Origin of the sequence: Psychromonas ossibalaenae ATCC BAA-1528, assembly GCF_000381745.1 — a bacterium.
Lineage (GTDB): Bacteria > Pseudomonadota > Gammaproteobacteria > Enterobacterales > Psychromonadaceae > Psychromonas > Psychromonas ossibalaenae.
Map to the genome: position 1 here is coordinate 120,810 of NZ_KB906967.1, position 6,321 is coordinate 127,130.

The window sequence follows — 6,321 nt, forward strand, 5'->3', positions numbered from 1 at the left end:
GTCGGAATGACTTTTTATGATTACAGATCAGCAAGGAAATTCAGGAGTCACCAAATTGCCGAAGGAATTTGTTGATCGGCTGACGAGTCCTTTTGTGCGTTTCTTGCACATTGAGTCAGCTGGCGGGGTTATTCTTCTATTTTTTACTGTTGTCGCGCTGGTTCTATCCAACTCACCGTGGGCTGATTTGTTCGAACACGCCTGGGAGACACAGGTAGGCCTTCAGGTTGGTTCACTAGAGTTTGCCCGTTCGCTGCGAGAGTGGATCAACGATGCCCTGATGACGCTGTTTTTCTTTCTTGTTGCATTGGAGCTCAAGCGGGCGTTGGTTCTCGGAGAGTTGAACAAGCCTCGCATGGCTGCGCTATCTATTGCCGGCGCTCTGGGTGGTATGATCGTCCCCGCCGCGATATTTCTGGCATTGCAGTCAGGGCAACCCGGCCAGAATGGTTGGGGCACTGTCATGGCAACCGACACGGCGTTTGTTATCGGCTGCTTGGCACTGCTTGGCTCGCGCATCCCTCAAAGCTTACGGGTGTTTATGCTGTCTTTGGCGATCGTTGACGATATTGGTGCCATACTTGTCGTTGCCATCGGCTACAGCAGCCATATTGTCTGGTGGCCGTTGGCGGTAGCTGCGCTTGGCCTGGTGATTATACGCGCCATGGCAAAGCTTGGTTTTCGTGGTTTTTCGCTCTACATGGTGGTGGGTGGGCTCATCTGGCTTGCAGTGGACGCGTCTGGAATCCACGCCACCATCACTGGTGTAATACTCGGCCTGATGACTCCAGCGCGTCGCTGGGTCAGCGACGCGCGGTTGTACGCGATATTGGATCAGGTTATTGCGCATCCGGCCAGCAGCGAAAGCAGCAGGGGCACAAAGGATCGACAGACATTGCAGGTGGCCGAAATTGCCGCGCGTGAAACGCTGTCTCCAGTGGAGCGTCTGGAGATAGCGCTGCATCCTTGGGTGGGCTTTGTTATCATGCCCCTGTTCGCATTTGCCAACGCCGGGCTGCCGCTAACTTTAAACGACCTTGGTGATTCGGTCACCGTGGCAATTTTCTTTGGTTTCGTGCTTGGCAAGCCTATTGGTATTCTGTTGTTCAGTTGGCTGGCTATACGTCTGCACATTGCAATTCGCCCCCCGGAACTCACTTGGAGGCTGCTGAGCGGTGGCAGCTTGCTCGCCGGAATCGGCTTCACCATGGCGCTGTTTATTGCGAGCATGGCTTTCGACAAGAGCCTAATTGACAGCGCTAAGCTGGGCATCTTCCTCGCATCCGTTTTTTCTGCAGTGGCGGGGCTTGCCCTGTTGATGTGGTCGCCTACCCGTGGAATAACTCCTGAAGTGGGTCACAAATGAAGGGCGATTCATGCGAGCATGGAGCAATGACAATGGGAGGGGCTCGTGTTGCCAAAACTGGCGCTAACAAGCCGCTGCACTCGGACTAGATACAGTTGTCGCAGGTGAGATAGGTGTTAATACGACTTCTAAAATCTATTTCTAAATCGGTTTGGTGGCGAAAGCGAGCGTAGATTTTTTTAATTAAATAGGACCTAGGAGACTGAACTGTCAGATAGAGTATGGGCGAGTATACATTAGCTAAAGTCACAAACTTAATTACAGTATTTTCTTAAAATTTATTTAAAAATCAATAAGCCTAGTCACAAACTTTATTACCAGTCATCAGCTGCGCTGCCGTTTATCAAGCAGTGAAGTGATCTCTAGAAATATGTGTTTAACCTGAACTCGGGATAATGGACTCTGTATTCGATTGATATATATAGCATTTTTTATACCCTTAATAAGTTTTAAATCTATGGGTCATTAACTGTCCCGGTGACGGAATTTTGGTGATTATCAAGGCGTTTTTACGAATAAGCGGCAGGCTATTTAGAGTGAAAATAACGCAGATAGGCGACTAAATAACGTTATTGGGCAAAGGCGCTTAACCCGAGTTGAGGTTATTTATTACAAGGAACAGCTCATTACCACACTCTTCGCTGGAACTAGTTATTTATGAAATTTCCTTAAAGAACGATTAAGGGCAAAATAATTAAAAAATCCAATAAAGCAGCATATGAATATCGAAGTCGCTATAAAGTAATAAATACTATTCCCGGTATATATCGACGCAATAACTAGAACGACTAATAATGCTATAGGCCCTGTTCCTTGTAAAAGGTACTCATCAGAAGAAGAACTAAAGTTATGGTTTAATGACGGATATTGAAGAGAAGGATCAATGTGATATTCAAAGTTTAAAGCAGACATTTTATTTTTAATAAACTTATTCGCTCTGCTTCTAAAAAGAGAGCTGAAAACTTCTTTATTGCCTGGAACTGTTTTAACTGAAAAACTCCAGTTTGCAGGCCTCCCCGCCTCCACTTGCTGAAGAGTAAGAGCAACAGGTTTTGGCAGAGCTTCCAGTTTGTAGATACCACTAATAAAACCGCGATTACTCGTGTTGCTCAATATTTTTATTATTATATAAATTATTGTGCTGAATAGAAGTAAAGTGAATATTAGAACAAGAATAAGAGTCAGCATATAATATCCATTGTTGATAAAATAACGTTTAAAATAAACATTAAGGCGGTCCCATCTGAGTTCCCACGCAGAGCATGGGAACTCGTAATTACCTGCATTTTGCTAAGGCTTAACCTGAGTTACCTTGTAACCTTCTTTCTCCAGGCGCTGCAGTAAACCGTCTGGCCCTATCAAATGCCCGGCTCCTACTAAGATATAGTCTGTTCCAGGCTGTTTAAACATGCTTTTAATTTTCGGCAGCCAGTTATTATTACGCTGCACAAGCAGCTGCTCGTAGACTTCCGGGTAATCTTCTTTCATCTCACTAATAAACAATGTCTCCAGTTGTTTTCGGTCGCCATTACGCCAGGCTAGAACAATCTCTTCATAGATAGATTTAAGTTTATCGAGATCATGCAGTGATGAACGAACAAACTCCTCTTCTTTTCCTTCTCCCATTTTAGATAAAAACGACAGCTGCTGCTCAAGGGTTTCAAGCTCACCGACAGACATGCCGTCTTCAACGGCACGTTCATGGAAATAGGCATCGACCCCTTCTATACTCACACCTAATCGTTTTAACTCTGTCATCTGCAGCACAGTCACTATCATACTGGCTTTAAACGGCATCAGTGAATCGAAGTTCATGCCTCTTTGGGCAACAGCGTTAGATAATTTTTCCATTGTCTCGGGGCTGAGCAGTTTATCAATACGACTGTCTGGTTCAGCTGTCATCGATTTGACCAGTTTTTCTTGTGCAGCAGGATCAGATAAAGCGGCAATGTCGGTTTCAAAAAAAATGCGATCACTATTCTTATAGGCGATATCAAACTCAGGCGGCAGCGGAAAATCAGATTGACGTAACAGATGGACGGTCCCGCCGATATAAATACTCTCTTCCCCCAAACTCACTTTCCAGACAGAAGTCTCAGCCTGTGCTGTCAGGCTGCAGAGAGTTAATGCTAAGGTTCTTAATACAAATTTGATCATAAAATTTTTCCATTTCTTTGTTTATGCAAAACCACGACATGGCTCATTTATCAATCGCCGTGATGCAGCTGGTTTTTAATACACTGTATCTCGTCACTTAAGGCGACACCTATAACTCGCTTAGGCATCGAATTAACATTTTTGATCTCAACCGTTTTCAGCAAAGCCTCTGAGTTCAACTGTGCTAAAAACTCACCGGTGGGCGAACATATCTGGCTGCAGCCGCAATATTTTCCAATTAGATCCTTAGTTACATCCTCTCCTACCCTGTTGCAGGTGACAACATACATACTATTTTCAATCGCTCTTACCTTAGAAATATGCAGACTTTGTTCTCCACCGAAATTAGCTGGGTGAAGTAAAACATTTACACCTGCTTCAGCATAATCACGAATAATTTCAGGAAACCAAAGGTCGAAACATATCACAATACCAAAAACTAAATCATGGTACTGAAACGTTAAAAGACTATCACCACGAGTGAAATAACGCTTATCGATATTAGTTTGGCTGATTTTTCTATATTTGTACTGCAGGCCGTTCTTATCGATAACTGCGACACTGTTATAAAACTGATCTGCTTCTTTCTCTGCAATACCAGCTACCACTAGCGTATCGTACTGTTCAGCTAATTCGCGAAGCGCTTCAATAGTAGAACTGTTTGTATATTGCTCGCATAGCTCGTGCATTTCCTGTGCTGTATCAAAAATATAGCCCGTAGAAAACAACTCAGGCAATATAACCATGTCACCGACGATATCAGCATCAGCATCAGCATCAGCTAGCAGATTTGCTGCCTGATCAATATTTCTAGATTTACCTTTGTACACAACATCGGTTTGAACAATGGAAATTATCATAGACACTTTTTCTGTTACTTTATCAAATTCAGCCTTTCATGCCATTGAGCGATGCTTTCTTCCGGGTATTCCAAAAAACACTTGTCATTCGGCTTTGCCTCAACCTCTACCCAGTTTGCTTTGCTGCCGAGCATTATATGGCTTTTTTCTGGCGGTATTGGCAAGTCAGAGTCAATTGCTGAGGCAAACAGATAAACAAATTCCGGCCACCTTGGATCATATACCCACAGCGCACTCGCACAGTGTTTACAAAAATTACGTTGACCCGGGCTTTTTTTACCCTTTGTTTCAGCATGATAGATACTAATATTCTCCTTCCCCTCTGTTTTTAAGGAATTAGAGTCTGCACTTATATTGATCGCGAAACCGCCGCCGCCGGCAGTTTTACGACATATCGAGCAATAGCATAAATTAAACGGATACGGATAAAGTGATTCAGCTTGAAATTTAACTGAGCCGCAGTGACATGAACCTTCTAGTAACATAATGTCCTCACTTGGTTATTTAAATTAACGCCTTATTTAAACACTGAATAACGGCAGGATAGAGTATAAGGTATAAATAAATCTCCCGCTTTTCGTGTGCTAATGCAGGAGCGATACAGAACTCACGAATTCCCATATCATCATCCACCTAGCCAATTTCTAACTTCATCTCCTCACCATCAGGGGTTAGAACAAAAAATGGATATGAGTACAAAATCAATTCAATGTATTGAGTGCTGATAAATTTTTCTCTTCAAAATAAATAACCTCAAATAATTTAACTATTTGCATTTTGATGAATGATTTAAAACTTAGTAGTTGTTTGGTATCTAGTTTGTTCATGATATCTCATTGAAAATGATGGTGATTAGTAACGTTGAGATCACACTAATTAGTACCTTATCTACTATTGCTTTACCTCGGTTAACCGCAGTGATAAATTTCGCAAATAATTAACTATATTACACCAAAAACTTGCAAAAGGAATTGTTATGCACTACCCAAAAGGACCTTTAATTATAAGGTTTGCTATTTTAATTTCAGCACTCCTGCTACATGGATGCGGAGGAGGCGGAGATTCTTCTGAAACTTCAAAGCAGCCATTGCCAGAGACGGTTTCACCATCCACTCCTGATCTATCTACAGGCGTATTATTAGACTCTGCAGTCTCAGGTATTCAATACATAACCACATCGGGCACTACTGGTATCACTAATTCAACAGGCGAATATAAATATCAAGATGGGGACAATATAACTTTTAGTTTTGCCGGTATAACACTGCCCGCTGTTGCAGCAAAAAAAGTATTAACACCTTTTGATCTTGTTGGATCAAACAACATCAATGACCCCTCTGTAATTAACCTGATTAGATTATTACAGTCACTAGATGATGATGGTGTTTTTGAATCAAAAATTATTCTTAGCAGTAAAAAAATAGTCTTGCTAGAAAAAGCAAAGCTTAACTATAAAGACTTAACAATGAATATTGATGAGTTTGAACAACTTATAATATCTAAGAAAATTTTTGATGACTCTCAGAATACTTTTGTCTCTTCAATAGCGGCTGTCGCACACTTTAAAAACACACTCGATCATTCCGAACTTATAGATACAGATCAGGATGGTATAAGCAATAAAAGTGATCTGGACGATGATAATGACGGCGTTGAAGATACGGCAGATCTTTTTCAATGGGATAAAAATGAAAGCTCAGATTTTGATTTTGACTATATAGGTGACAATCAAGACAGCGATGACGATAATGACGGGATTAAAGACGCTCTTGATGATCAGTTAAAGCTATTAATAAAAAATATTACAAGTGTCATCACAGATACGGTTCGTAACAAAGCCTATATCACAGACAAATCTGCCAAACGACTGTATGTGGTGAATTTAGATAACGGACTAACCGAAAAACAGTTCCAGTTCACCTTCATGCCTGAGCGTAT

General features: G+C 41.9%; 6 protein-coding genes. 2 read left to right on the forward strand and 4 right to left on the reverse strand.

The window, feature by feature from the left end; translation table 11 throughout:
• The first annotated feature begins 16 nt into the window (after positions 1-16).
• Positions 17-1,366, forward strand: a complete 1,350-nt coding sequence (gene nhaA / locus G327_RS0100445) for a Na+/H+ antiporter NhaA (protein ID WP_019612790.1) — start codon at positions 17-19, stop codon at positions 1,364-1,366.
• Between the two features lie 651 nt (positions 1,367-2,017).
• Here nhaA and G327_RS0100450 read toward each other — a convergent pair.
• The 4 genes from G327_RS0100450 to G327_RS0100465 form a co-directional block, all read right to left on the reverse strand.
• On the reverse strand, positions 2,018-2,554 hold the full coding sequence (locus G327_RS0100450; protein ID WP_019612791.1) for a hypothetical protein: 537 nt from the start codon (positions 2,552-2,554) through the stop codon (positions 2,018-2,020).
• Positions 2,555-2,656: 102 nt separating this feature from the next.
• On the reverse strand, positions 2,657-3,523 hold the full coding sequence (locus tag G327_RS0100455; RefSeq protein WP_019612792.1) for a TraB/GumN family protein: 867 nt from the start codon (positions 3,521-3,523) through the stop codon (positions 2,657-2,659).
• A gap of 50 nt (positions 3,524-3,573) precedes the next feature.
• Positions 3,574-4,383 carry a carbon-nitrogen hydrolase family protein gene (locus tag G327_RS0100460; protein WP_019612793.1) on the reverse strand — a complete coding sequence of 270 codons (810 nt, stop codon included), beginning with the start codon at positions 4,381-4,383 and terminating at the stop codon, positions 3,574-3,576.
• Positions 4,384-4,397: 14 nt separating this feature from the next.
• Positions 4,398-4,868, reverse strand: coding sequence for a GFA family protein (locus tag G327_RS0100465; RefSeq protein WP_019612794.1), 471 nt, complete (start codon positions 4,866-4,868; stop codon positions 4,398-4,400).
• 491 nt (positions 4,869-5,359) lie between these two features.
• On the opposite strand from G327_RS0100465, the gene G327_RS27005 reads away from it, so the two are divergent.
• A partial coding sequence (locus tag G327_RS27005; protein WP_033297640.1) for a thrombospondin type 3 repeat-containing protein occupies positions 5,360-6,321 on the forward strand: 962 nt, incomplete at its 3' end.